Genomic DNA, 24,387 nt, shown 5'->3' with positions numbered 1-24,387 from the left:
GCCCGGTCAGGCCGTCCGCTCGGCGCCCGCCAGCGGGGCCGGGCCGCCCCGGGCGCGGTCGGCCAGGGCCTGCAGGTCCTCGGCCCGGACGCCCTGGGTGACCCCGACCAGGTGCCCGTCCGGCCGCACCAGCAGCACGCTGTGCGGGCCGGCCTCCGGGTACTCCTCGGCGATCAGCACCTCGGTGGGCACCGGCAGCGCGGCGGCCACCTCCGCCAGCCGGGGCATCAGCCCGGCGCCCATCCAGTGCTCGGAGGACCAGACCGCGGTGCCCGGGGCGACCAGCAGCAGCAGGAAGGTGCCGCCGAGCCGGGCGTAGAGCTGGTCGGGCGTGCCCTCGGTGGTGACCACCGGGACGTTCGGGACCAGCACGCCGGGCGCGGTGGCCGGCAGGTTCTCGGTCAGCGCGGTGCCACGTGCGGTGCCGCGCTGCAGCGGCAGGTTCCCGCCGATCCCGGGCAGCCCGGACGGCGCCGCCGGGTAGGCGGGCGCGCCGCCGAACCGGCCGGTGCCGAGCAGCCCGTCCGCCAGCAGCGGCGCGTGCTTGCGGAACGGGCCGGTCAGCAGCGAGCGCCGGGTCTGCTGCCAGCCGCGCAGCGGTCGCAGCAGCGGCATCGCCTGGTCCACCGCGCGCAGCCGGGCGCCGACCGCCCCGCGCCGCTCCGCCTCGTAGCCGCCCAGCAGTGAGCCGCCGGGTTGCGGCCCGCCGGTGAGCGAGGCGAGAGGGGAGACCTCCCGGCCGGAGGACGGGGGAAGGTGCCAGGCGACCGCGAGCCGCCAGGCCAGGTTGTCGGTGTCGCGCAGGCCGTCTGCCAGGTTCTGCATGCCGAGCGCGCCGTGCAGGTGGGCGGCGTCGCCGGCCAGGAAGCAGCGCCCGCTGCGGAACCGGGCGGCCAGCCGCTGCTGGACGGTGTGGTCGGCGGCGGCGAGCAGGTCGAACTTGGGCAGTTCCCCGCACCAGCCGGTCAGGGTGGCCTTGACCCGGGCGAGCAGGGTGTCGCCGGTGACGATGCCGGGCCAGGTGGCGTGCGGGTCCGCCGGCTGGGTGGGGGCCGGCCGGCCGGGCGGCAGCCGCCAGTCCAGCCGCCACAGGCCGTCCGGCAGTGGCCGGGCGGAGGCCTCGCGGTCGCCGCGCCAGGGCGGCTCGCGGTGCAGCCGGGCCTCGTCGGGGAACGGCAGGTCGACCCGGACGGTGGCGACCGCGTGCCGGTCGACCGCGGGCCGGCCGGGGAAGCGGATCCGCAGCAGCTTGCGGACGGTCGAGCGGGCGCCGTCGCAGCCGATCAGGTGGCTGGCCCGCCACCAGGTGTCGGTCCCGTCCAGCGGGTTGCGGCTGCGCACGGTCACGCCGTCCCGGTCCTGGTCGATCTCCTCCACCCGGGAGTGCGGCACCAGCTGGATCAGCGGGGTGGCGGTGGCCGCGTCGCGCAGCCCGCGCTGCAGCCGGTGCTGCGGCAGGTGCAGCACCGGGTGGTCCGTCAGGTCGAGGTCCAGCACCTGCTGGCGACGCCGCCAGACGGTCAGCCGGTCCCAGCGGGCGGCGTCCGAGGCGGCCCGCAGGTAGCCGAGCCGCTCCAGGAAGGCGGTGCTCTCGGCGCCCAGCACGGCGCTGCGCGGCCCCTCCGGGTACACGCCGTTGCCCTGGTCGAGCACGATGCTCGGCACCTCGTGCCGGGCCAGGGCGAGTGCCATGGCCAGACCGACCGGGCCGGCACCGACCACGATCACCGGGTCCATGACCGGCCCCCGCGGCTGGCGTCCGGACCGGCCGAGGGCGATCCCGTGTCAGGGCCTGGAGCGGGGAAGGTCCCGGGAGGTGTCACGAAGAGCAATGCAACAGATCACCTGGGTGTGCGTCAAGCAGCAGCCGGTGTGCGCCGGTTCGTGCCGCGACCTGCACGGGTCCCTGGCCGCCCGGCGAGCGCGACCGGCGGGCGGGCGGCGCGGGCCGCCGGATCGGTGGGTGGCGCCGGGGTACGGCGGGCGGCGCGGGCCGGGGGGTACCTGTTCGGTACCGGTTCGGTACCGGGGGCCGGGGCCGGCGGAGCTCAAGCCCCCGGTACCCGAAACGTAGGGCGGCCGGGGCCGGGACGTCAGCCGATCTGAGCGGAACTTGAGCATCACGAAACGGCCACGCGCTCCCCATGACTCGCCGCGCGCCGAAACAGGGGCTGGTCGGAGCAGTGGGGCGTGGGGGAGGATGAGCGCTTCGTCGGCAGCCGCGGGCTGCCACCAGGAGGCCTCCGCGGAACGGCGGAGCGGAAGGGTGTGCGATGCGGCTGCTCCTCGTCGAGGACGACGACCGGGTCGCGGCGGCCCTGGTCGCGGTGCTCAGCCGCCACGGCTTCCAGGTCAGGCACGCGCGCAGTGGCCACGAGGCACTGGACGCGCTGGTGCCGGACGGCTCCGAGCCCTACCGGGTGGTGCTGCTCGACCTCGGGCTGCCCGACCGGGACGGCTTCGAGGTGTGCAGCCGGATCCGTGCCGGCAGCGGGGTCCCGGTGATCATGGTGACCGCCCGGGCCGACATCCGCTCCCGGATCCACGGCCTCAACCTGGGCGCCGACGACTACATCACCAAGCCCTACGACATGGGCGAGCTGCTGGCCAGGATCCACGCGGTGGCCCGGCGCTTCCAGCCGCCCGCCGCGAGCCCGGCCGGGGGCTCGCCGGAGGCCCCCGGCACGCCCGACCCACTGGAGTCCTGGGGCATCCGGATCGACCGCGAGCGCCGAAGAGTCGAGGTGGGCGGACGGGACGTCCCGCTCACCCGCAAGGAGTTCGACCTGCTCGCGCTGCTGGCGCAGAGCCCGGGCGTGGTCTACCGCCGGGAGCAGATCTTCAGCGAGGTCTGGCGCAGCGGCTGGGAGGGCAATGGTCGGACCCTGGAGGTGCACATCGGTTCGCTGCGCACCAAGCTCGCGCTGCCCGGACTGGTCGAGGCGGTGCGCGGGGTGGGCTACCGCCTGATCCCGCAGTCCCCGCAGCGGCCGGGTGGCGAACCGGCCGGTCCGGCGAGCTGACCGTCGGCATGCGCAACCGGCTGCTGGGCATCCTGGTCTCGCTGATGGCCTGCGTGCTGGCCGCCCTCGGGGCGCCGCTGGCGATCGCGATGGCGACCGCCGAACAGAGCAACGTGGTGGTGGACCGGATCGACGATGCCGACCGGTTCGCCCAGGAGCTGCCCACCCAGAACCTGCCGACGGCCGGGGCCGGCACCGGATCCGGGACGGCCGCCTCGCCGGACGCCGCCCAACTGCACGAGCTGCGCGCCGAGGTGGCCCGCTACCAGGACCTCTACGGGATCCGGATCGGGCTGTTCGCCAGTGACGGCAGCGTGCTCGCGGTCGCGCCCGGCGACTGGCGGCTGCCCACCACGGGCTTCGGCGCGCAGGCCGTCCAGGAGGCCCGGGACGGCCGCCGCAGCCACAATCCGCCGCAGGTCTGGCCGTGGACCCCGAACCGCACGCTGACCATCGCCTCCCCGGTGGTCCGGGACGGTGACGTGGTGGCCCTGGTGGTCAGCGACTCGCCGACCGGCCCGCTGCGGGCCCGGATCGAGCACCGCTGGCTGGTGCTGGCCGGCGGCGAGGCGCTGGCCATGATCGTCGCGGTGCTGCTCGCGGTGCGGCTGACCGAGTGGGTGCTGCGCCCGGTCCGGACCTTGGACCGGGCGACCCACGACATCGCCACCGGCCTGCTGGAGGCCCGGGTCCAGCCGGCCGGCGGGCCCCCGGAGCTGCGCCGGCTGGCGGCCTCGTTCAACGAGATGGCGGACCACGTGGTGCTCGCCATCGACCAGCAGCGGGCCTTCGTCGCCGACGCCTCGCACCAGCTGCGCAATCCGCTGGCCGCGCTGCTGCTGCGGGTGGAGCTGCTCGGCCTGGAGCTGCCGGACGGGCGCGAGAGCGAACTCGCCGCGGTGCGCGAGGAGGGCTCCAGGCTGGCTCGGGTGCTGGACGACCTGCTCGGCCTGGCCACCGCCGAGGGCGCCCGGCCGGCGCCCGAGCCGGTGGACCTGAGCGCCCTGGTCACGGCCCGCGCCGAGGCCTGGCAGCCGGTGGCCCGGCAGCGCGGGGTGCGGCTGCTCTGCGAGGTCCCGGCGGACGCCGAGGGCTGGGCCGACCCGATCGGCTTCGGCAGCGCGCTGGACGTGGTGCTCGACAACGCGCTGAAGTTCAGCCCGGAAGGTGGCTCGGTGACGGTCCGGGTGGTGGCCGACGGTCCCCGGGCGGCGGTCAGCGTGCTGGACAACGGGCCGGGGCTCACCGTCGAGGAGCTGGCCCGGGTGGGTGACCGGTTCTGGCGCAGCCCCCGGCACCAGAACGTGGACGGCTCGGGGCTGGGCCTGTCGATCGCCCGCGCCCTGCTGCGGGCCGGCGGCGGCTCGCTGGACTTCGCGCCGGTCCGGCCCACCGGGCTGGCGGTCACCCTGACCGTGCCGTGCGGCCGCCCGCCGGCGTCGCTCAGGGCTTGACCGAGCGGTAGTAGCGCCGGGCCCCCTCGTGCAGCGGCAGCGGGTCGGTGTAGACGGCGGTGCGCAGGTCGACCAGCTGGGCCGCGTGCACCTGCACGCCGATCTCGTCCCGGCTGTCGATCACCGCCCTGGTCAGGCCCTCGACCAGCCCGGTGTCCACGTCGTCCCGGGTGACCAGCAGGTTCGGCACCGCCAGGGTGGGCACCGGCTGCCCGGCCGGCTGGAGTTTCGGGTAGACGCCGGCCGGCAGCACCGCGGCCCGGTAGGCGCTGGTGTCGCCGCCCTGCTGGTACAGCGCGTCGGTCAGGTCACCGAGCGGCACGATCCTGATCGGGAACTTCCCGGAGAGGTCGGTGAGCGCGGCGGTGGGCAGCCCGCCGGACCAGAAGAACGCGTCCAGCTTCCCGTCCTGCAGCTGCTGGGCGGCGTCGCCGACGTCCAGCGGCTCGGGCGTTATCCCGGTGGCCGGGTCGACCCCGGCGGCCTTCAGCAGCTGGCGGGCGACCAGGTTGACCCCGGACTTGGGCTGGCCGATGCCGACCCGCAGGCCCCTCAGGTCGGCGGCCCGGTGCACCGGCGAGTCGGCCGGCACGACCAGCTGGAGGTAGTCGTCGTAGAGCCGGGCGATCGCCCGCAGCTTGCTCTTGCCCGGCTCGTTGAAGCTCGCCACCGTGTCGGCGGTGGCGATCGCGAAGTCGTCCTGGCCGGAGACCACCCGCTCGAGGTTGTCCACCGAGCCCTCGGAGGAGTCCAGCCGCAGCCCGACGCCGGGCATCGCGGTCTTCAGGAAGCTGCGCAGCAGCTGGCCGTAGTGGTCGTAGACGCCGTCCGGGTCGCCGGTGGCGAAGCCGACCGTGCCCTTGGGGTACGAGGCGGTCCCGCCGGTGCTCAGCCACCACCCGGCGAAGGCGCCGGCCACCACCAGCAGGGCCACCGCGGCCCGCCAGGCCCGGCCGCGGAGGGCGGAGCGCAGGCGTGCGGTGCTCGGTCTCATGGGGGGATCCTGCCAGGCGGAGCCGAGGTCCGGGAGGGGGGTGTCCGGGCTGCCCGTACCCTTGCTGATGTGGGTATGGGAGAGAGCTTGCGAACTTACAAGGTCGTCACGCACGGCTGTCAGATGAACGTCCACGACTCCGAGCGGCTGTCCGGGCTGCTGGAGGACGCCGGATACGTCAAGGCCGAGCAGGACGGCGACCCCGACCTGGTGGTCTTCAACACCTGCGCGGTGCGCGAGAACGCCGACAACAAGCTGTACGGCAACCTCGGCCAGCTGGCGCCCGTCAAGTCCCGCCACCAGGACATGCAGATCGCGGTCGGCGGCTGCCTGGCGCAGAAGGACCGCGAGACCATCGTGCGCCGGGCGCCCTGGGTGGACGTGGTCTTCGGCACCCACAACATCGGCCACCTGCCGGCCCTGCTGGAGCGGGCCCGGGTCGAGCAGAAGGCCCAGGTGGAGATCCTGGAGTCGCTGGAGACCTTCCCCTCCACGCTGCCCACCCGGCGCGAGTCCGCGTACGCCGCCTGGGTGGCGATCTCGGTCGGCTGCAACAACACCTGCACCTTCTGCATCGTCCCCGCGCTGCGCGGCAAGGAGGAGGACCGCCGGCCCGGCGACGTGCTCGCCGAGGTCGAGGCGCTGGTCGGCGAGGGGGTCATCGAGGTGACCCTGCTCGGCCAGAACGTCAACGCCTACGGTTCCGACCTGGGCGACCGGGAGGCCTTCTCCAAGCTGCTGCGCGCCTGCGGCCAGATCGAGGGCCTGGAGCGGGTCCGCTTCACCTCCCCGCACCCGCGCGACTTCACCGACGACGTGATCGCGGCGATGGCCGAGACCCCGAACGTGATGCACCAGCTGCACATGCCGCTGCAGTCGGGCTCCGACCGGGTGCTGCGCGCGATGAAGCGCTCCTACCGCCAGGAGCGGTTCCTCGGGATCATCCGCAAGGTCCGCGAGGCGATGCCGGACGCGGCGATCTCCACCGACATCATCGTGGGCTTCCCCGGCGAGACCGACGAGGACTTCGAGCAGACCCTGCACGTGGTCCGCGAGGCCCGGTTCGCCAACGCCTTCACCTTCCAGTACTCCAAGCGCCCCGGCACGCCCGCCGCGGAGATGGCCGACCAGGTGCCGAAGGCCGTGGTGCAGGCGCGTTACGACCGGCTGATCGCGCTCCAGGAGGAGATCTCCTGGGAGGAGAACAAGAAGCAGGTCGGCCGGACGCTGGAGATCCTGGTCGCCGAGGGCGAGGGCCGCAAGGACGACCGGACCGACCGGCTCTCCGGCCGGGCGCCGGACAACCGCCTGGTGCACTTCACCCGGCCCACCGAGCCGGTCCGCCCGGGTGACGTGGTGACCGTGGAGATCACCTACGCCGCGCCGCACCACCTGCTCGCCGAGGGCGCGCCGCTGGCCGTCCGGCGGACCCGGGCGGGCGACGCCTGGGAGCGGCGCAACGCGGCGCCGGCCCCGAAGCCGGCCGGAGTCATGCTGGGCCTGCCGACCATCGGGGCGCCCGCCCCGGCGCCGGCCGCGCCGGCCGGGGGCTGCTGCGGCGACTGACGCCGCGGGTACCCGGTTAGAGTGATCGTCATGCTGGTTGCCGCCGCCGTCTGCCCCTGCCCGCCGCTGCTCGTGCCCGAGGTCGCCCAAGGCGCGGCCCCGGAGCTGGGCGCGCTGCGGGCGGCCTGCGACGAGGCGGTGGCCGGGCTGCTGGCCGTCGGGCCCGAACTGCTGGTGGTGGTCGGCGGTGGCCCGCGGGCCGAGGTCTGGACCGAGGGCGGGGCCGGCTCCTTCCACCGGTTCGGCGTGGAGCTGGCCGTCCGGTTGCCCTCCGGTGGGGTCGACGGGCCGGAGCTGACCCCGGCACTGACCGTCGGCGCCTGGCTGCTCGACCGGGCCGGGGCGACGCTGCCCACGCACGCCTGCGCGGTGCCGGCGGACGCCCCGGTGGACCGGATGCTCGGCCTCGGCGCGGGCCTGGCAGGGCTGGCCGACCGGGTCGCCCTGCTGGTGCTGGGTGACGGCACCGCCTGTCGCACGGTGAAGGCGCCGGGTTATCTGGACGAGCGGGCGGAGGCCTTCGACGCCACCGCGGCCGCGGCGCTGGGCGGCGCGGACACCGAGACGCTGGCCGGGCTCGACCCGGTGCTGGCGGCGGAACTGCTGGCCGAGGGCCGGGCGCCCTGGCAGGTGCTGGCGGGTGCCGCACGGGGGGCCGGGCTGGCCGGCCGGCTCCGCTACGCGGAGGCGCCGTACGGGGTGGGGTACTTCGTGGCCTCCTGGAGCTGAGGCCGGGGCCGACGGGTGGGGCCGGGCGGGTGCCCGGCCCCAACGCGGTCAGGCGCTGGGCGCGGACCCGTCGGTGGTGGCGGGTCCCCCGGCGGGGTTCTGGTCCGCCGGCTTCCGCTCGCCGTCGGCCGGCTTCTCGGCGAAGCCGTCCACCGTGTCCTTGGCCTTCTCGGTGCCGTGCGCGATCTTGTCGCTGTACTTGCCCTTGGTGGCCTTGTCGATCGCGTCACCGGCCTTGTCGACCATCTCGTCGATCTTGGCGTGGTGCTGGCCGGCCAGGTGGCTGGCCTGCTTCTTGAGTTCCTCGGCCTTGCCCTTGATCTCGTCCATCAGGCCCATGGCTTCGTCTCCTGTGTCAGGCCGCTCGGGTCGGCTCTCCGCATGGTTGTCCTCGGCCGGCGCCTCGGCCCGCGCCGCCGCCAGCAGCTCGGCGACGAGCAGCTCCGCGACGTGCGGTTCGCTCTCCGGTTCCACCCGGTCCCCGGCCGGTTCGACCGTGGCGTCCGGTGCGGCACCGGTGGCGTCGGCGTCCGGCGCGGTGCGGGCGGCCGGCACTCCGGGCAGGGACTCCTGCTCGGCCTCCGTGGTCCGCTCCTGATCCGTCCGGTCCTCCGACTCCAGCAGGCCGACGGTACCGCCGCCCTGCTCCGCGGCCGCCCGGGCCGCGGCCTCGCGGCGGCGGAACCAGCTGAAAACACCCATATCTTCTCCCAACCTAACGGTCTACGGCGGACCCGGCCGGTTCTACGGGGAGCTCGTGCGGGGCGCCGCCCAACGGGCCAACGAGGGCGGCGGTGGTCGGTCACGTCCCCCGTTCGGATGACCCCCGGGCTTTTGCGAGACTTGGCGGTGTGACCAGCTCTTCCTCTCCCGTCCCGGTGGTCTCGGTGGTCGGCGCGACCGCGGCCGGCAAGTCCGACCTCGCCGTCGCGCTGGCCCGTGCGCTGGGCGGCGAAGTGATCAACACCGACTCGATGCAGCTCTACCGCGGCATGGACATCGGTACCGCCAAGCTCACTGAGGAGGAGCGCGGGGGGATCCCGCACCACCTGCTGGACGTCTGGGAGGTCACCGAGACCGCCAGCGTGGCCGAGTACCAGCGGCTCGCCCGGGCCGAGATCGACCGGTTGCTCGCGGCCGGCCGGCCGCCGGTCCTGGTCGGCGGCTCCGGGCTGTACGTCCGCGCGGCGATCGACGAGATGGAGTTCCCGGGCACCGACCCGGCGGTCCGGGCCCGACTGGAGGAGGAGCTGGCCGCGCACGGCCCGGCCGTGCTGCACGCCCGGCTGGCCGGCCTCGACCCGGCCGCCGCGGCCGCGATCCTGGTCAGCAACGGGCGGCGGATCGTCCGGGCGCTGGAGGTGATCGAGCTGACCGGCCGGCCGTTCACCGCGAACCTGCCCGGCAACACCGCGGTCTACCGGGCGGTGCAGATCGGGGTGGCGGTGCCGCGGCCCGAGCTGGACGAGCGGATCACGCTGCGGGTGGACCGGATGTGGGAGGCCGGGCTGCTGGACGAGGTCCGGGCGCTGGAGGCGGTGGGCCTGCGCGAGGGCCTGACGGCGAGTCGGGCGCTCGGTTACCAACAGGTGCTGGCGCACTTCGCGGGTGAGTGCGGTGAGGCGGAAGCGCGGGCGGAGACGGTGCGGGCGACCAAGCGCTTCGCGCGCCGTCAGGAGTCCTGGTTCCGCCGGGACGACCGGATCCACTGGCTCTCCCGTCCGGCCGGCGCCGACCCCGCCGAGCTGCTGGAACGCTCGCTGGAGCTGGTCCGGCAGGCGGCCTGAGGACGGATTTTGGCCATTGAGGCCGCCGCGAGCCGGCCATTCGCAGGTGCAGCTGCGCTCGCACCTGCAGGTGCAGGAGGAAGCGGCGGTCACGGGCGGATCACGTCATGGCCACGGATCACCCGGGGGACCGCGCTACGCGCTGTGAGCGTCCCGGAACATGCCATTATCGAGAAGAAGAGGGAGCGGTCGCGCGGGCCGGTCCCATCCGGGCGCGAGTCCGTTCGCGACGAACTGTCAGGGGAGGCCGCGTGTCCACGGGTCCCGGCCCCGATACCGAGCAGTTCCCGCAGCACGCTGCGGGCCTGGCGGCGGACGACCCGTTCGGGCTACCGCCGGCCGAGCTGATGCTGCCGGGCGATCCGGACGAACCGCTGGGGCTGCCCGCCGACCCGGTCGTCCTGGAACGGGAGATCCGGCCGCGCCGCCGGCTGCGCTGGTGGCAGATCCTGCCGATCGTGCTGATCGGCATCGGCGGCTCGCTGATGTTCGCCTTCCCGCTGGCCTTCGGCTCCGGCGAGGGCGGTTCCATGGTCAGCATGCTCGGCCTGCTGCTCACCGCGGCCTCGGTCGGCTGGGGCGCGATGGCGGCCAGGCACGCCGGCTACGCGATGCCGGGCCTGCCCCGGCGCGGCTCCGGCCGCCGGGCCGGCTGGCGCGCGATCGTCCTCTACACCCTGGTCGCCTGCGGCGCGTTCGCGCTGGCCGTCTGGCGGGTCGTCCAGCTGCGCAGCTGACCCGGGGCCGGGCCGGCCGGGCCGCGTCGCAGGTCGGTACCATCGGCAGGGTGAGCGGATCCAGCAGCGGCCTGCCCTTCCTCAAGGGCCACGGCACCCAGAACGACTTCGTGATCGTCCCCGACCCGGACGGTCTGCTCGACCTGGGCCCCGCCGAGGTCGCCCGGCTGTGCGACCGGCGCGCCGGGATCGGCGGCGACGGCCTGCTCCGGGTGGTCCGCTCGGCCAAGGACGAGGCCGCGGTGGCCCAGGCCGACCAGGCCGAGTGGTTCATGGACTACCGCAACTCGGACGGCAGCATCGCCGAGATGTGCGGCAACGGCGTGCGGGTCTTCGCCCGCTACCTGGTGCACGCCGGGCTGGCCGAGCCGGGCCCGCTCGCGGTGGCCACCCGGGCCGGGGTGCGCCGGGCGGTGGTCGCCGCGGACGGGCCGGACGGCACACCCGGCGAGGTGACCGTCGACATGGGCCTGGCCCGGCTGCCCGGTCCGGACGGCATCGAGGTCACGGTGGGGGAGCGGCGCTGGCCGGCCCGCAACGTCAACATGGGCAACCCGCACGCCGTCGCCTTCGTCACGGACCTGGCGCACGCCGGCGACCTGCTGACGGCCCCCGCGGTCGCCCCGGCCGGGGTCTACCCGCAGGGCGTCAACGTGGAGTTCGTGGTCGACCGGGGCGAGCGGCACGTCGCGGTGCGGGTGCACGAGCGCGGCTCGGGCGAGACCCTCTCCTGCGGCACCGGTGCCTGCGCGGTCGCGGTGGCCGCGGCCCGCCGGGACGGCCTCGACCCGGCGGTCACCGGACGGTCCGTCACGTACACGGTCGACGTGCCCGGTGGGCGGCTGGTGATCGCCGAACACCCGGACGGTCGGGTGGAGATGACCGGGCCGGCCGTGATCGTGGCGAGCGGGACGATCGACCCGAGCTGGTGGTAGCGAGCGGGGAGGGCGCCTTCCCCGCTCGACCTGACGACGAATCCGCCCGTTCGGGTGGTCTGGGTAACAGACGGGAAGCGCCCCCTCGCGGAACGTGCTGTCCTCGGTAGCATGGACCACCGGGGCAGTCGCCGCTCCGGTGCTCGCTGCCGGAGGTTGCCATGACCCTCGACGCCGGCCGGCCGCAGACCGGCCAGCCCAACTCTCCCGCTCCTCAGCAGTCCAGGCGCCGACTGAACCGCGCCGCGCTCGGCCGGGCCGGTCGGGCCGCCCTGCTGGCCACCGGCCGCCCTCCGGTGCCGGACGCCATCGAGCCGATCGTCCAGGCCCACCGGCGCCACCACCCGCAGGCCGACCTCGCACTGCTCAGTCGCGCCTACCGGACGGCCGAGGCCAGCCACCGCGGCCAGAAGCGCAAGAGCGGCGAGCCGTTCATCACCCACCCGCTCGCCGTCACGATGATCCTGGCCCAGCTCGGCGCCGAGACGACCACCCTGGTGGCCTCGCTCCTGCACGACACCGTGGAGGACACCGAGGTGACGCTCGGTCAGGTGGCCTCCGACTTCGGGCCGGAGGTCTCCTATCTGGTGGACGGCGTCACCAAGCTGGAGAAGGTGGACTTCGGCGCCGCCGCGGAGGCCGAGACGTTCCGCAAGATGCTGGTCGCCACCGGGGACGACGTCCGGGTCATGGTGATCAAGCTCGCCGACCGGCTGCACAACATGCGGACGATCCGGCACATGAAACCCGCCAGTCAGGTCCGGATCGCCAAGGTGACCAGGGACGTGCTGATCCCGCTGGCCGAACGGCTCGGCATCCAGGTGGTGAAGACCGAGCTGGAGGACATCGTCTTCGCCACCCTGCACCCCGAGGAGTACGCCCGGACCAGGACCCTGATCACCGCTCAGGAGGTCCGCCAGGAGGAACTGTTCGGACCGTTCGCCGAGGCGCTGCGCCGGCAGCTGGCCGAGGCCGGGGTGGTCGCCGAGGTCGCCGTCCGGCCCCGGCACTGCGTCTCGGTGCACCGGGTGCTGCTACGCCGCGGGCCGGGCGCCTGGCCGCAGCCGGCCGACCTGGGCCGGCTGCTGGTGGTGGTCGAGGAGGTCGCCGACTGCTACGCCGTCCTAGGGGAGCTGCACACCTGCTGGAGTCCGCTGCCGGGCGAGTTCAAGGACTTCGTGGCCGCCCCCAAGTTCAACCTGTACCAGTCGCTGCACACCGCCGTGTCGGTGGCCGGCGCGCCGGTCGAGGTGCTGGTCCGCACCCCGCGGATGCACCGGATCGCCGAGTTCGGCGTGGTCGCGCTCGGCGGCCCGCAGCAGGGCGCGGCCGACCCGGTGGAACCGGACGGCGGTGACGGGCCGGGCCGGCCCGGCTGGCTCAGCCGGCTGCTCGCCTGGCAGCAGGAGACCCCGGATCCGGACGCCTTCTGGACCACCCTGACCGCCGCGCTCTCCGACGACCGGGAGATCACCGCGGTCACCGAGGACGGCGCGACCCTGGTGCTACCGGCCGGCGCCAGCTGCGTGGACGCCGCCTACCAGCTCGGCGAGCAGGTCGGCCACCGCTGCATCGGGGCCCGGGTGAACGGTCGGCTGACCGGCCTGGCCACCCCGCTCGGCGACGGCGACGTGCTGGGCATCCTCACCGAGCCGGACGGCGGACCGGACCAGGGCGAGCCGTCCGGACCGAGCCGGGCCTGGCTGGAGTGCGCCCGCACGCCGGGCGCCCGGCTCGCCATCCAGCGTTGGCTGACCGAGCACCCGGAGCGCGTCGAGCCCGCCGAGCGCCCCGGCGCCGGCACGCCCGCCGACCAGCCGGTGCCGGCCGCCCGGGAGCCCGCCCGGGTGCCGGGTGGCCGGCCGCGGCTGGTGGTCGTCCCCGAGTACCCGAGCGCGCCGGTCCGGCTGGCCCGCTGCTGCACCCCGGTGCCGCCGGACCGGGTGACCGGGTTCCGTTCCAGCCGCGGCTCGATCGCGGTGCACCGCGCGGACTGTCCGACCGGTGAGCGGATGTGCGGGGACGGGCGCCGGCAGCTCCAGCTGGACTGGGCGCCGGGGGCCGCCACGCCGACCGGCTTCCGGGTGACCCTGCAGGCCGAGGCGCTGGGCCGGCCCCGACTGCTGGCCGACCTGACCGCCGCGATGTCGGCCACCGGGCTGGACATCGTCTCGGCGGTGGTCGAGCCGCCCGACGAGCTGCGGGTCCGGCACACCTACACGGTCGAGCTGCCGGACGCCCGGACGCTGCCGGTGGTGATGCGCGCGATGCTGCGGGTCTCCGGGGTCTACGACGTCCGCCGTACCGGGCTGGCCGCGCCCCGGCCGCCCCGGTTGCGGCCGAACGCCCGTTCCGGGGCAAATCCGGGTGACCGGGCGGCCCCGCCCGTGCGACCATCGGGAATGTCCGGCCGGTCCGCCGCGTTGTCCCCGACGAGTGGCCCGGCGCCGGGCCACGGGTGACCGGCGGTCTCCCGCCGGTCCAGTCAGTTCCAGCTTCAGCCAGTAGCCCCTAAGGACACGATGACCTCCACGTTCGACAACCGCGAAGCAACCACCGGGAGTGCCGGGCGCGGCGCCCGTCGCCCCGCCGACCTCCGGGCGGAAGCCCTCATGGACGAGGACCTCGCGGCCATCGACGAGGACTTTGCCCAGTACGACGGCGACCAGTACGACCGCACCGAGCGCGCCGCGCTGCGTCGCGTCGCCGGCCTCTCCACCGAGCTGGAGGACGTCACCGAGGTCGAGTACCGCCAGCTCCGCCTGGAGCGGGTGGTGCTGGTCGGCGTCTGGACGGACGGCACGGTCGAGGAGGCCGAGAACTCGCTCGCCGAGCTCGCCGCCCTCGCCGAGACCGCCGGCTCGCAGGTGCTGGACGGGGTGATCCAGCGCCGTGACAAGCCCGACGCCGCCACCTACATCGGCTCCGGCAAGGCCAGGGAACTGCGTGACATCGTGGCTGCCACCGGTGCCGACACCGTGGTCTGCGACGGTGAGCTCACTCCCGGCCAGCTGATCCACCTGGAGGACGTGGTCAAGGTCAAGGTCGTCGACCGGACGGCCCTGATCCTGGACATCTTCGCCCAGCACGCCAAGTCCCGGGAGGGCAAGGCCCAGGTCTCGCTGGCCCAGATGCAGTACATGCTGCCGCGGCTGCGCGGTTGGGGTCAGTCGCTCTCCCGGCAGATGGGTGGCGGTGGTTCCGGCTCGTCCGGCGGTGGCATGGCGACCCGTGGTCCCGGTGAGACCAAGATCGAGACCGACCGGCGGCGGATCCGCGAGAAGATGGCGAAGCTCCGCCGGGAGATCGCCGAGATGAAGAAGGGCCGGGACACCAAGCGCCAGGAGCGCAAGCGGCACCAGGTGCCGTCGGTGGCCATCGCCGGCTACACCAACGCCGGCAAGTCCTCGCTGCTCAACCGGCTCACCGGCGCCGGCGTCCTGGTGGAGAACGCGCTGTTCGCCACCCTGGACCCGACCGTGCGCCGGGCCCAGACCCCGGGCGGCCGGCTCTACACGCTGGCCGACACGGTCGGCTTCGTCCGGCACCTGCCGCACCACCTGGTCGAGGCGTTCCGTTCGACCATGGAGGAGGTCGCCGACGCGGACCTCATCCTGCACGTGGTGGACGGCTCGCACCCGGAGCCGGAGACCCAGCTGGCGGCCGTCCGCGAGGTGATCGTCTCGGTCGAGGCCCAGCACGTGCCGGAGATCGTGGTGATCAACAAGGCCGACGCCGCCGACCCGCACGTGCTGCAGCGGCTGCTGCGCCGCGAGCCGCACGCCATCGTGGTCTCGGCCCGCAGCGGGCAGGGCATCGACCAGCTGCTCAAGATGATCGACGAGGAGCTGCCGCGGCCCGCGGTGGAGGTCCAGGCGCTGGTCCCGTACACCCGGGGCGACCTGGTCTCCCGGGTGCACGCCGAAGGCGAGCTGCTGGAGACCGAGCACACCGGTGAGGGCACCCTGCTGCGCGCCAAGGTGGCGGCCGAGCTGGCCGCCGAGCTGGAGCGCTACGCGGTGGCCGTCCAGCGCTGAGCCGCCCGCACCGAGCGTGGCCGAAGGGCTCCGGTCCCATCTGGGAGCGGGGCCCTTCGGCCGCGCGGGCTCAGGAGGACGACTTCGACATGTAGTCGAGCGCGTTCTGCGCCACGTCGTCCAGGTAGGGGCCGGCCAGCCAGCTGTTGTCGGCCGGGCCGATCGAGGTGTTGCTGACCAGCGCGGGCTTGCCGTCCTCGAGCGAGAACCAGCCGCCGCCGCTGGCGCCGGCGGTCATGGTGCAGCCGATCACGTCCATCGGCGGGCGGGTGGTGTCGAAGGAGAGCCGCGACGGCTTGCCGCCGTTGCACTGCTCCATCTCCACGCCGTTGAACGGAGCCGCCTGCGGGTAGCCGATCGCGGTGATGCTCAGCTGGTCGCGCGGGGCGTTGAACCAGACCGGGACCGAGCCGCCCACGGTCTCCTCCAGCGACTTGGTGCCGTTCTCCGGCGCCACTCGGAGGATCGCGAAGTCGTACTGGCTGGCGGCGCTGCCCTGATCGCTCCCCTCGGCGACCCACTGCGGGGAGGCGACGGCCTGGGTCGCGATCCACTGGCCGTAGGGCGCGAACTGCGAGACGTCGGTCGGCTTCTGACCGTTGCTGACCGCACCTGAGCTGTTGAAGTCCGGAATGAAGACCTCGTTGCTGTACTGCTGACCGGACTTGCCGCTGCTGACACAGTGGCCGGCGGTCCAGATCAGGTTGCTCTTGCCCGGGTGCTGCGGGTCGGAGATCACCGTGGCCGAGCAGACCGCGTGCTGGTTCGGGCCGACGTCGAAGAAGAGCTTCCCGTCCACCTTGTTCTGGTTGTACGGGTGGGCCACCGGGCTGGCCTGGATGGCGGCCGGCAGCGGGTCGTTGGCGTCGTTCGCGGGCGGGCTGGGCGGCGCCACCGGGACCTGTTGCGGCTTGGCCTGGAGCATCTTCTGGGCGTTCCAGAAGCCCTTGGCGGCCGGGGTGAGCACGTGCTGCTTCGCCCACTTGTCCCAGTCCGCGTACTTCCACTTCTTCAGCGCGTCCAGGCTGGGCAGGCCGCCCGGCAGGCCCTTGGCCGCCGTCGGTCCGGCCGTGGCGGACGCGGCCGCCGCTTCGCTCGGCGGCGGGTTCGTGGTGTCGTCCGGCCCGCAGGCGGTGACCGCCGCGAGGGTCAGCGCGGTGACCGCGCCGGCCGCCAGCAGCCGGGCCGTTCGTCGGCCGGCCGGGTGATGGCTGGTGTCCGTCGGTGACATGCGTTCGGTTCCCCCAAGAGGAGTCAAGCACCGGCGGCCTGAGCCGCCGTCGGGCATCTGGGAGTCTCCCATCACTGGGAGGGACGGCGTGCCACAACCCCTGGTCGCTTGACAACCGGGGCGATCGTCGGCTCGTGACCGGGACGCGGGTCGGGCGGACGCCGACCGTGATTCACGGGCGGTTGGCTCGTTGGACCAACCGGATGTCCCCGGCCGGGGTGCGCCGGCACCCCGGGCCGCCGGGTCCGACGTCCACCGCGCCCCGAGGAGCCGACGTGAGCACCGCCCTGACCGGAGTCCCGGCCACCGTCCCCCGCCAGCTGGACCAGTCCGCCGAGGCGGACCCGCTGCTGCACCAGGATGCCGCCGTGGCGGCCGAGCAGGCCGCGCTGGAGGCGCTGTTGCGCTGCTGGTGCCGGGAGACCGGGGCCCGGCCCGACCAGGACGGGCGGCTGCGGATCCCGGTGCTGGGCGGTGCGGCCCGGCTGCTGGCGGACGTCCGGCACTGGTCGGCGTGCGGCTGGCACCGCTTCGGACCGGTCGCCCTGGCGGCCGGTACGGCCGAGGGCGGCACACCGGTGGACGCCGTCACCACGGCCGCGCTGCTGGCCCGGTCGGCCACCGAGCACCCCGACCCGGAGCAGGTCGCCGACCTGGCCGGCCGGGTCGCCGACTCGGTCCGCCGGACCGCCGACATCCTGCAGTACCGCCGCGCCAACCCGGGCCCCGAGCCGGACTCCGCCTTCCTGCGGGCCGAGCAGTCCCTGCTGCTCGGTCACCCGCTGCACCCCACCCCGAAGAGCCGGGACGGCCTCGGCCCGGCCCAGAGCGCCGCCTACTCGCCCGAACTGCGCGGCTCCTTCGCCCTGCACTGGTGGGCGGTCGACCGCGAGCTGCTGGCCTCCGGCTCGGCGCTGGACACCGACGCCACGCGGTTGACCGCCGAGCTGCTCGGCACCCCCGGGCTACTCCCGCCGGGCACCGCCGCGCTGCCCCTGCACCCCTGGCAGGCCCGCGAGGCGGCGCTTCGCCCGGCGATCGCCCGGCTGCTGGCCGAGGGCCGGCTGCACGACCTCGGCGCGCACGGTGAGCCCTGGCACCCGACCTCCTCGGTGCGCACCGTCTGCCGCCCCGGCACGCCCTGGATGCTCAAGCTCTCGCTCGGCCTGCGGATCACCAACTCCCGCCGGGAGAACCTGCGCAAGGAGCTGCACCGCGGTCTGGAGGTGCACCGGCTGCTGGCCGCCGGCCTGGCCGCCGAGTGGCACGCCGAGCACCCCGGCTTCGACATCGTCCGCGACCCGGCCTGGATCGGCGTCGACCTGCCCGGTCTGCCCGAGCACGTCGCCGGCGGGCTGGACACCGTGCTGCGGCAACAGCCGTTCGCCCCCGGTGACCGGGCGCTCTGCGTGGCCGGGCTGGTCGCCGAACGGCCGCTCGGTGAAGCCGCGCCCGGTGTGCCGTCCGCCCTCGGCGACCTGCTGCGCGCGCTCGCCAAGCGCTGCGGCCGGCCGCTGCAGACGGTGGCCGCCGAGTGGTTCCTGCGCTACCTGGACGCGGTGGTGCTCCCGGTGCTCTGGCTGGACGGCCGGGCCGGGATCGCCCTGGAGGCGCACCAGCAGAACAGCCTGGTGCTGCTCGACGCCGACGGTTGGCCGAGCGGCGGCCGGTTCCGCGACAACCAGGGCTACTACTTCCGCGCGGCGCACGCCGAACGGCTGGAGCGCCGGCTGCCCGGCCTGGGCAAGGCCAGCGACACCTTCGTGCCGGACCAGGTGGCCGACGAGCGGTTCGCCTACTACCTGGGGATCAACCACATCCTGGGCCTGATCGGCGCCTTCGGCTCACAGCGGCTGGCCGACGAGCAGGTGCTGCTCGCGGCGCTGCGCGGGTTCCTGGCCGGGCCGGCCGCCCGGGCCACCGGTTCCACGCTCCCCGCCCACCTGCTGGACGCCCCGCGGCTGCGCTGCAAGGCCAACCTGCTCACCCGGCTGCACGGGCTGGACGAGCTGGTCGGCCCGGTGGAGACGCAGTCGGTCTACGTCGACATCGCCAACCCGGTCGCCGCCGGAGCCGCCGGGTGATCCGGGCGGCCACGGCGGCCGGCGAGTTCCGGCTGCGTCCGGTCCGGCCGGCCGACCTGCCGCTGATCACCGACTGGATGAACGACCCGGCGGTGGCCGCGTTCTGGGAGCTGGCCGGTCCGGCCGAGCTGACCGAGCGGCACGTCGGGGCCCAACTGGAAGGCGACGGCCGGAGCGTGCCGTACCTCGGCCTGCTGGACGGAGCGCCGATGAGCTACTGGGAGGTCTACGCGGCCGCCCACGACCGGTTGGCCGGGTACTACCCGGCCCGGCCCGACGACACCGGCCTGCACCTGCTGCTCGGGCCGCCGGAGACGCGCGGCCGGGGCCTGGGCTCCGTGCTGCTCGACGCGGTCACCGAGGAGCTGCTGCGGCGCGGCCCGCGGGTGGTCGCCGAGCCGGACGTGCGGAACACCGCCTCCGTCCGGGCCTTCCGACGGGCCGGCTTCACCGAGACCGGCGAACTCCACCTACCCGAGAAGCGCGCGGCCCTGATGATCCGGGACCGCCCGACCGCGAGGAGCTCGTGATGGACACCCCGTACCAGGCCCGGCCGGAGCCCTACGACCTGCTCGGCGTCGGCATCGGACCGTTCAACCTCTCGCTCGCCGCGCTGGCCGACCGGGTGGCCGGCCTGCGCGCGCTGTTCTGCGACGGCAAGCCGGAGTTCCGCTGGCACCCGGGCCTGCTGGTGGAGGGCGCCCGGATGCAGGTGCCGTTCCTGGCCGACCTGGTCTCGCTGGTCGACCCCACCAACCCGTGGTCCTTCCTCAACTACCTGCGTGACCAGGATCGGCTCTTCGCCTTCTACTTCGCCGAGCGGTTCCAGCTGCCGCGCCGTGAGTACGACCACTACTGCCGCTGGGCGGCCGAGCGGCTGCCCTCCTGCCGGTTCGGCACCGAGGTCACCGCGATCCGCTGGGCCGGCGGCTGCTTCACGGCCACCCTGCGCTCGGCCGGCGGCGAGCACCAGGTGCGGGCCCGCAACGTGGTGCTCGGGGTCGGCACCGACCCGGTGCTGCCGGAGGCCTTCGACCGGCTGGCCGACCATCCCGCCGTCTTCCACTCCGGCCGCTACCTGGACCGCCGGCACGGCCTGGCGAGCGCCCGGGACATCACCGTGCTGGGCTCCGGGCAGTCCGGCGCCGAGGTCTTCCTCGACCTGCTGCGGTCCCGGGCCGGCGACGGCACCCGGCTGCGCTGGCTCACCCGGACCAGGGCGCTGGCCCCGATGGAGTACTCCAAGCTCGGCCTGGAGCACTTCACCCCCGACTACACCCGCTACTTCCACACCCTGCCCGGCCCGGTCCGCGACCGGCTGGTGGCCGAGCAGTGGCAGCTGCACAAGGCGGCCAGCGCGGAGACCCTGGCCGAGATCCACGACCAGCTGTACGAGCGGACCATCGGCCGCCCGATCGGTGCGGCGGACGCCGAGATCACCCCCGGCACCGAGGTCACCGCCGCCCTGCCGGGCCCGTGCGGCGGCCTGGAGCTGCGCTGCCTGCACCGCGACTCGGGCGCCCGCCGGGTGGTGCGCACCGACGCGGTGGTGCTCGCCACCGGCTACCGGGCCGGCCGCCCGGCCGCGCTGGAACCGCTCGCCGAGCTGATCGACTGGGACGAGCGGGGCCGCTACCGGGTCGACCTGGACCACCGGGTGGCCACCCGGCCGGCCGTCACCGGCGGGCTCTACGTGCAGAACGCGGAGCTGCACACGCACGGCGTGGGCACCCCCGACCTCGGCCTCGGCGCGCACCGCGCGGCCGTCATCCTCAACGCGCTCACCGGCCGGACGGTGCACCGGCTGCCCGCCCGGACCGCCTGGACCAGCTTCGGTCCGGCCCTGCTGCCCGCCCAGGCCGCCTTCCCCGAGGAGTGGAACCGTGCCCCAGTCGCCGGCCGATGAGCTGCTGACCCCGGAGCGCTGGCAGCGGGCCGGCCGCGCCCTGTTGGCGAAGATGCTCGCGGAGTTCAGCTACGAGGAACTGCTCGATCCGGAACCCGTCGCGGACGGCTACCGCCTTCCGCTGCCGGACGGCTCGGAGTACCGCTTCGCCGCCCGGCGCGGTGCCTACGGCGGCTGGCAGGTCGAGCCGGCCTCGGTGCGCCGGGACGGCGCACCCGCCGACGACCCGCTGGCCTTCCTGTTGGCGGCCCGCCGGCTGCTCGGGCTCTCCGGGGACACCGTCGGGCACCTGGTCCGCGAGCTGACCGCCACGTTGCTCGCCGACGTCCGGCTGGCGGCCGGCGCGTTGCCCGCCGCCGCGCTGGCCGACCTCGGCCACACCGAGCTGGAGGGCCACCAGGGCGGCCACCCGTGGATCGTGCCCAACAAGGGCCGGCTGGGCTTCTCGGCCGCCGACGCCGCCCGCTGGGCCCCGGAGGCACGCACCCCGGGCGCGTTGCCCTGGCTCGCCGTCCACCGCGAGCTGGCCGCCTACCGGGGGGTCGGCGAGCTGGCCGAGGCCGAGGCGCTCTACCGCTCGGAGCTCGACCCGGAGGTGCTGGCGGGCTACCGGCGGCTGCTGGCCGACCGTGGCCGCGACCCCGGGAGGTACCTGCTGCTGCCGGTCCACCCCTGGCAGTGGGACGAGACGATCCTGCCGCTCTTCGCGCCCTGGGTGGCGGACGGACGGATCGTCCTGCTGCCCGCCGACGGCGACCTGCGGTTGCCCCAGCAGTCCATCCGCTCCTTCTTCAACGCCACGACGCCGCACCGGCGGACGGTCAAGCTGCCGCTGGCCATCCTCAACACCCTGGTCTGGCGCGGGCTGCCGACCGAGCGCACGCTCGCCGCGCCCGAGGTCACCGGCTGGATCCACGGGCTGCGCGACCGCGACCCGTTCCTGCGCGAGGAGTGCCGGGTGGTGCTGCTCGGCGAGGTCGCCTCGGTGACCGTCGAGCACCCGCACTACGCCCGGCTGCGGGACGCGCCCTACCAGTACAAGGAATTGCTCGGGGCGATCTGGCGGGAGCCGCTCGGCCCGCGGTTGGCGCACGGCGAGCGGGCCCGGGCGCTGGCCGCGTTGCTGCAGACCGGATCGGACGGGCGGGCGCTGGTCGAGGAGTTGGTGGCCCGCTCCGGGCTCGCGCCGCGGGAGTGGCTGCGCCGGCTGTTCGGCGTGATGTTGCCGCCGCTGCTGCACTTCCTCTACCGCTACGGCACGGTGTTCTCCCCGCACGGCGAGAACGCGATCGTGCTCTTCGACGAGCGGGACGTCCCGGTGCGCCTGGCGGTCAAGGACTTCGTCGACGACGTCAACATCAGCGACCAGGACCTGCCCGAGCTGCGCGCCCTGCCGCCCGCGGTGGCCGCCGTGCTGCTGCGCGAACCCCCGGCCGGGCTCTGCCAGTTCCTGCACGCGGGGCTGTTCATCGGGGTCTACCGCTACCTGGCGCCGCTGTTCGAGGCCCGACTCGGGCTGCCGGAGTCGGAGTTCTGGGCGCTGCTGCGGGCCGAGATCCGGGCGTACCACCGGCGGTTCCCCGAACTCGCCGACCGGTTCGCGCTCTTCGACCTGCTCACCCCGGAGATCGACCGGCTCTGCCTGAACCGTAACCGGCTGCTGTTGGACGGCTACCGGGACCGCCCGGAGCGGCCGCACGCGGCGGTGCACGGGCGGGTGCGCAACCCGCTGCACCAGCCGGCCGCGGTGCTGCCCGGTCCGCGCGACCGCACTGTCACTCCGGCCCCGTAGGCTGGGACCGTCATGACGAACGACTCCACACCCCAGCTGCTGCCCGACGATTCCCCCGCCGAGGCAGCCGAGGCACCCGCCGGCCGCATCCCCGAGCTGCTGCACGCCGCGGTCACCGCGGTCGGCGGCGTGGAGCGCGCCGGCCAGGTCCGGATGGCCGAGGCAGTCGCCGAGGCCGTCGAGAGCGCCGAACACCTGCTGGTGCAGGCCGGCACCGGTACCGGCAAGTCGCTGGCCTACCTGGTGCCGGCCCTCGCGCACGGCGACCGGGTGGTGGTTGCCACCGCCACCCTGGCGCTGCAACGCCAGCTGGTGGAGCGGGACTTGCCGCGCACGGTGGAGGCCCTGCACCCCGCGCTGCGGCGCCGCCCGCTGTTCGCGATGCTCAAGGGCCGCTCCAACTACCTCTGCCTGCACCGGGCCAACGAGGGCACCCCTAGCGAGGAGGGCGAGGGCCTGTTCGACCCGGCCGAGGCGCTCGGCGGCCCGAGCAGCAAGCTCGGCCAGGACGTGCTGCGGCTGCGCGACTGGGCGGACGAGACCGAGACCGGCGACCGGGACGACCTCACCCCGGGCGTCTCCGACAAGGCCTGGGCCCAGCTCTCGGTCACCTCCAAGGAGTGCCTGGGCGCCACCCGGTGCGCCTACGGCCAGGAGTGCTTCGCCGAGAAGGCGCGGGAGCGGGCCAAGCTGGCCGACGTGGTGGTCACCAACCACGCGCTGCTGGCGATCGACGCGATCGAGGGCGCCCCGGTGCTGCCCGAGCACGAGCTGCTGATCATCGACGAGGCGCACGAGCTGGTGAACCGGGTGACCGGTGCCGCCACCGCCGAGCTGACCGTGGGCGCGGTCAACCGGGCCGTGAAGCGGGCCGCCCGGCTGGCCAACGAGAAGGCGGTGGACGCGCTGCAGGCCGCCGCCGAGAGCTACCACGGCCTGATGGAGACCGCCCAGCCCGGCCGGGTCGAGGAGCTGCCCGAGTACCTGGGCTACGCGGTCGCCGCGATCCGGGACGCCTGCCGTCAGGTGATCACCTCGCTGGGGGAGACCCGGGACAAGGGCCTCTCCGACGAGGACGCGGTGCGCAAGCAGGCGATGGCCTCGGCCGAGACGCTGCACGAGACGGCCGACCGGCTGCTCGCCGACTCGGCGTACGACGTGGTCTGGATCGAGCGCAACGACCGGTACGGGCCGGGTACGGCCTCGCTGCGGGTGGCCCCGATGAGCGTCTCCGGGCTGCTCCGGGAGAACCTCTACAAGGAGCGCTCGGTCGTGCTCACCTCGGCCACCCTCAAGCTGGGCGGCGACTTCAACGGGGTGGCCGCCTCGGTGGGCCTGCCGGTCGAGGGCCGGCTGCCGGACGTCCGTTCGGACGCCGAGCCGGCCCGCGCGGAGGGCGAGCACGCCCCGCCGTACTGGCGCGGGCTGGACGTCGGATCGCCGTTCTCCTACCCGAAGCAGGGCATCCTCTACGTCGCCAAGCACCTGCCGGAGCCGGGCCGTGAGCCGGACCGGCCGCAGATGCTGGACGAGCTGGCCGATCTGATCAGCGCGGCCGGCGGTCGTACGCTGGGCCTGTTCTCCTCGATGCGGGCCGCCCAGAAGGCCGCCGAACAGCTGCGCGAGCAGCTGGACTTCCCGATCCTGCTGCAGGGCGAGGACACCCTGGGCGAGCTGATCCGGGCCTTCGCGAGCGACCCGGAGACCTGCCTGTTCGGCACCCTCTCGCTCTGGCAGGGCGTCGATGTGCCGGGCTCGGCGTGCCAGTTGGTGGTGATGGACCGGATCCCGTTCCCACGTCCGGACGATCCGCTGATGAGTGCCCGGCAGAAGGCGGTCGAGGAGGCCGGCGGCAACGGGTTCATGGCGGTGGCGGCCACCCACGCGGCGCTGCTGATGGCGCAGGGCGCGGGCCGGCTGGTGCGGGCCGCGGACGACCGGGGCGTGGTCGCGGTGCTCGACTCCCGACTGGCGACCAAGCGCTACGGCGGCTTCTTCCGCTCCTCGATGCCGGACTTCTGGTACACCACAGATCGCAACCAGGTGCGCCGCTCGCTGGCCGCGATCGCGCAGAGCGCGCCGCCGCCACGGCCGGTGGCCAAGCGCGGCTGA

At 74.6% G+C, this 24,387-nt stretch carries 18 protein-coding genes; 14 read left to right on the top strand and 4 right to left on the bottom strand.

What is annotated here, in order from left to right:
• Positions 1 to 6: 6 nt before the first annotated feature.
• Positions 7 to 1,737: an FAD-dependent monooxygenase gene (locus ACIGXM_RS29430; RefSeq protein WP_396566118.1), complete on the bottom strand. Its 1,731-nt coding sequence runs from the start codon at positions 1,735 to 1,737 to the stop codon at positions 7 to 9.
• 536 nt (positions 1,738 to 2,273) lie between these two features.
• Between ACIGXM_RS29430 and ACIGXM_RS29425 the strand changes: the two genes are divergently transcribed.
• On the top strand, positions 2,274 to 3,023 hold the full coding sequence (locus ACIGXM_RS29425) for a response regulator transcription factor (RefSeq protein ID WP_396566116.1): 750 nt from the start codon (positions 2,274 to 2,276) through the stop codon (positions 3,021 to 3,023).
• An 8-nt stretch (positions 3,024 to 3,031) separates the two neighbouring features.
• On the top strand, positions 3,032 to 4,477 hold the full coding sequence (locus ACIGXM_RS29420) for a sensor histidine kinase (protein WP_396566114.1): 1,446 nt from the start codon (positions 3,032 to 3,034) through the stop codon (positions 4,475 to 4,477).
• Here ACIGXM_RS29420 and ACIGXM_RS29415 read toward each other — a convergent pair.
• The gene (locus ACIGXM_RS29415) at positions 4,467 to 5,471 is read right to left on the bottom strand and encodes a TAXI family TRAP transporter solute-binding subunit (RefSeq protein WP_396566112.1); all 1,005 of its coding nucleotides are present in this window, start codon (positions 5,469 to 5,471) and stop codon (positions 4,467 to 4,469) included. The genes ACIGXM_RS29420 and ACIGXM_RS29415 overlap by 11 nt on opposite strands.
• A 75-nt stretch (positions 5,472 to 5,546) precedes the next feature.
• On the opposite strand from ACIGXM_RS29415, the gene miaB reads away from it, so the two are divergent.
• Positions 5,547 to 7,037 carry a tRNA (N6-isopentenyl adenosine(37)-C2)-methylthiotransferase MiaB gene (miaB, locus tag ACIGXM_RS29410; RefSeq protein WP_396566110.1) on the top strand — a complete coding sequence of 497 codons (1,491 nt, stop codon included), beginning with the start codon at positions 5,547 to 5,549 and terminating at the stop codon, positions 7,035 to 7,037.
• A 30-nt stretch (positions 7,038 to 7,067) separates the two neighbouring features.
• Positions 7,068 to 7,766, top strand: coding sequence for a hypothetical protein (locus ACIGXM_RS29405; protein ID WP_396566108.1), 699 nt, complete (start codon positions 7,068 to 7,070; stop codon positions 7,764 to 7,766).
• Positions 7,767 to 7,814: 48 nt separating this feature from the next.
• Here the strand turns inward: ACIGXM_RS29405 and ACIGXM_RS29400 are convergent, their stop codons facing one another.
• Entirely contained in the window at positions 7,815 to 8,468 is a 654-nt protein-coding gene (locus ACIGXM_RS29400) for an antitoxin (protein WP_396566106.1), read from the bottom strand.
• Between the two features lie 149 nt (positions 8,469 to 8,617).
• Between ACIGXM_RS29400 and miaA the strand changes: the two genes are divergently transcribed.
• From miaA to hflX, 5 genes are all read left to right on the top strand, one after another.
• Positions 8,618 to 9,553 carry a tRNA (adenosine(37)-N6)-dimethylallyltransferase MiaA gene (gene miaA, locus ACIGXM_RS29395; RefSeq protein WP_396566104.1) on the top strand — a complete coding sequence of 312 codons (936 nt, stop codon included), beginning with the start codon at positions 8,618 to 8,620 and terminating at the stop codon, positions 9,551 to 9,553.
• Between the two features lie 251 nt (positions 9,554 to 9,804).
• Positions 9,805 to 10,290 carry a hypothetical protein gene (locus ACIGXM_RS29390; protein ID WP_396566102.1) on the top strand — a complete coding sequence of 162 codons (486 nt, stop codon included), beginning with the start codon at positions 9,805 to 9,807 and terminating at the stop codon, positions 10,288 to 10,290.
• A gap of 50 nt (positions 10,291 to 10,340) precedes the next feature.
• A complete protein-coding gene (gene dapF / locus ACIGXM_RS29385) occupies positions 10,341 to 11,225 on the top strand; it encodes a diaminopimelate epimerase (RefSeq protein WP_396566100.1) in 885 nt (294 codons plus the stop codon).
• 161 nt (positions 11,226 to 11,386) lie between these two features.
• Positions 11,387 to 13,687, top strand: a complete 2,301-nt coding sequence (locus ACIGXM_RS29380) for a RelA/SpoT family protein (RefSeq protein WP_396566098.1) — start codon at positions 11,387 to 11,389, stop codon at positions 13,685 to 13,687.
• 60 nt (positions 13,688 to 13,747) lie between these two features.
• Complete coding sequence (hflX, locus tag ACIGXM_RS29375; RefSeq protein WP_396566096.1) at positions 13,748 to 15,262, top strand: GTPase HflX; 1,515 nt, start codon at positions 13,748 to 13,750, stop codon at positions 15,260 to 15,262.
• A gap of 70 nt (positions 15,263 to 15,332) precedes the next feature.
• Here the strand turns inward: hflX and ACIGXM_RS29370 are convergent, their stop codons facing one another.
• Entirely contained in the window at positions 15,333 to 16,493 is a 1,161-nt protein-coding gene (locus tag ACIGXM_RS29370) for a trypsin-like serine peptidase (RefSeq protein WP_396566094.1), read from the bottom strand.
• 218 nt (positions 16,494 to 16,711) lie between these two features.
• Here ACIGXM_RS29370 and ACIGXM_RS29365 point away from each other — a divergent pair, with 218 nt between their 5' ends.
• Genes ACIGXM_RS29365 through ACIGXM_RS29345 form a run of 5 tightly spaced genes read left to right on the top strand, consistent with a single transcriptional unit; the run spans position 16,712 to position 24,387 of the window.
• The gene (locus ACIGXM_RS29365) at positions 16,712 to 18,577 is read left to right on the top strand and encodes an IucA/IucC family protein (RefSeq protein ID WP_396566163.1); all 1,866 of its coding nucleotides are present in this window, start codon (positions 16,712 to 16,714) and stop codon (positions 18,575 to 18,577) included.
• The gene (locus ACIGXM_RS29360) at positions 18,460 to 19,107 is read left to right on the top strand and encodes a GNAT family N-acetyltransferase (RefSeq protein WP_396566161.1); all 648 of its coding nucleotides are present in this window, start codon (positions 18,460 to 18,462) and stop codon (positions 19,105 to 19,107) included. The genes ACIGXM_RS29365 and ACIGXM_RS29360 overlap by 118 nt, the downstream gene beginning before the upstream one ends.
• Positions 19,107 to 20,483, top strand: a complete 1,377-nt coding sequence (locus ACIGXM_RS29355; RefSeq protein WP_396566092.1) for a lysine N(6)-hydroxylase/L-ornithine N(5)-oxygenase family protein — start codon at positions 19,107 to 19,109, stop codon at positions 20,481 to 20,483. The genes ACIGXM_RS29360 and ACIGXM_RS29355 overlap by 1 nt, the downstream gene beginning before the upstream one ends.
• The gene (locus ACIGXM_RS29350) at positions 20,461 to 22,275 is read left to right on the top strand and encodes an IucA/IucC family protein (RefSeq protein WP_396566090.1); all 1,815 of its coding nucleotides are present in this window, start codon (positions 20,461 to 20,463) and stop codon (positions 22,273 to 22,275) included. The genes ACIGXM_RS29355 and ACIGXM_RS29350 overlap by 23 nt, the downstream gene beginning before the upstream one ends.
• A 12-nt stretch (positions 22,276 to 22,287) precedes the next feature.
• Entirely contained in the window at positions 22,288 to 24,387 is a 2,100-nt protein-coding gene (locus tag ACIGXM_RS29345; RefSeq protein WP_396566088.1) for an ATP-dependent DNA helicase, read from the top strand.

The sequence above is a fragment of the Kitasatospora sp. NPDC052896 genome (assembly GCF_044547075.1).
Lineage (GTDB): Bacteria > Actinomycetota > Actinomycetes > Streptomycetales > Streptomycetaceae > Kitasatospora.
Note: the sequence above shows the minus strand (reverse complement) of the source record. Positions and strands in the feature narration are given on the sequence as shown.

Bases quoted from the DNA above. Each gene is read 5' to 3' on its own strand.
- miaB (WP_396566110.1), top strand. From the start codon at position 5,547: ATGGGAGAGAGCTTGCGAACTTACAAGGTCGTCACGCACGGCTGTCAG.
- ACIGXM_RS29425 (WP_396566116.1), top strand. From the start codon at position 2,274: ATGCGGCTGCTCCTCGTCGAGGACGACGACCGGGTCGCGGCGGCCCTG.
- ACIGXM_RS29345 (WP_396566088.1), top strand. From the start codon at position 22,288: ATGACGAACGACTCCACACCCCAGCTGCTGCCCGACGATTCCCCCGCC.
- ACIGXM_RS29430 (WP_396566118.1), bottom strand. From the start codon at position 1,737: ATGGACCCGGTGATCGTGGTCGGTGCCGGCCCGGTCGGTCTGGCCATG.
- ACIGXM_RS29415 (WP_396566112.1), bottom strand. From the start codon at position 5,471: ATGAGACCGAGCACCGCACGCCTGCGCTCCGCCCTCCGCGGCCGGGCC.
- ACIGXM_RS29370 (WP_396566094.1), bottom strand. From the start codon at position 16,493: ATGTCACCGACGGACACCAGCCATCACCCGGCCGGCCGACGAACGGCC.
- ACIGXM_RS29420 (WP_396566114.1), top strand. From the start codon at position 3,032: ATGCGCAACCGGCTGCTGGGCATCCTGGTCTCGCTGATGGCCTGCGTG.
- ACIGXM_RS29380 (WP_396566098.1), top strand. From the start codon at position 11,387: ATGACCCTCGACGCCGGCCGGCCGCAGACCGGCCAGCCCAACTCTCCC.
- ACIGXM_RS29400 (WP_396566106.1), bottom strand. From the start codon at position 8,468: ATGGGTGTTTTCAGCTGGTTCCGCCGCCGCGAGGCCGCGGCCCGGGCG.
- hflX (WP_396566096.1), top strand. From the start codon at position 13,748: ATGACCTCCACGTTCGACAACCGCGAAGCAACCACCGGGAGTGCCGGG.
- ACIGXM_RS29405 (WP_396566108.1), top strand. From the start codon at position 7,068: ATGCTGGTTGCCGCCGCCGTCTGCCCCTGCCCGCCGCTGCTCGTGCCC.
- ACIGXM_RS29355 (WP_396566092.1), top strand. From the start codon at position 19,107: ATGGACACCCCGTACCAGGCCCGGCCGGAGCCCTACGACCTGCTCGGC.